This is a genomic window from Puniceibacterium antarcticum (assembly GCF_002760615.1).
In the GTDB taxonomy this organism is placed as follows: Bacteria; Pseudomonadota; Alphaproteobacteria; order Rhodobacterales; family Rhodobacteraceae; genus Puniceibacterium; species Puniceibacterium antarcticum.
Genome location: NZ_AWWI01000007.1, coordinates 1 through 849, shown reverse-complemented (window position 1 = coordinate 849; position 849 = coordinate 1). Strand labels below are relative to the sequence as shown.

Sequence of the window (849 nt, the reverse complement as noted above, 5' to 3'; positions counted from 1 at the left end):
GCTTGCGTCGTGGTCAGAACCACCGCGAACGACGCCTGGAGGTCAGGCTTTTTAGTCGGATTTGGCGATTGAGCTTTGCTTGACGCTGGGCATGGGCTTCAAGCAGCCACTGCGCCAGACTGAAGGCTTGATGCGCTCCATGGCCAAGCGGATGGGCGTTGAGATTACGGTGCCAGATTTCATGACCTTCTCACGCGGCGGTAATGGGCTGAGCCTGTCAGCCAAAACTGTTTCCAAGAACGCCAACCCGCTGCATCTGGTCTTGGACCGTTCTGGTTTGAAGGTCTTTGGAGAAGGCGCTTGGCTTGAGCAAAAGCATAAAAAAGGCGCAAACGGCGCTCTTGTCGTAAGCTGCACCTTGGCCTTGATCTTGTCAGAGGCAAAATCGTTTGCTCCGATTGGACCCCGGATGGCATTGGTGAACCGACCGTCCTACCGGCCCTGCTGGATGAGATCGACGCCCCAATTAACTTATTAATGGCGGATGGTGCTTACGAAGGTGAGCCAAGGCTTGACCTTCTGACCGAACGCTTCGGTGATCAAAGTCACGATCCCACCTCCAAAGAACGCGGTCCTGAGGCCCGATTCCGCCCAGAACCAACGCATTCGTCCTAGAGATATTGTCGACATAGCTGCCCGCAGTCGAAAGGCATGGCAGCAGGCATCGTGCTAAAATCAGCAGAGCAGGGGCGATGCATTAATGGGGGTTGGAAGACCATGATCGGGCCGAAGCTCAAGGCACGCAGCTTCGCAAATCATCAGACAGAGGCCAAGATTGGCGCCCGGGTTCTCAACCGGAGGACCAAACTTGGCCACCCCAATTTCGAACGCATCGCGTGAAATCCGTCT

Annotated in this window: 2 protein-coding genes; both read left to right on the top strand. The window is 55.6% G+C overall.

Translation table 11 applies throughout. The features are described from left to right. The first annotated feature begins 79 nt into the window (after positions 1 to 79). A complete protein-coding gene (locus P775_RS28665) occupies positions 80 to 478 on the top strand; it encodes a transposase (RefSeq protein ID WP_143520742.1) in 399 nt (132 codons plus the stop codon). After that, positions 385 to 615: a hypothetical protein gene (locus tag P775_RS27405; RefSeq protein ID WP_245875500.1), complete on the top strand. Its 231-nt coding sequence runs from the start codon at positions 385 to 387 to the stop codon at positions 613 to 615. The genes P775_RS28665 and P775_RS27405 overlap by 94 nt, the downstream gene beginning before the upstream one ends. Positions 616 to 849: the final 234 nt, after the last annotated feature.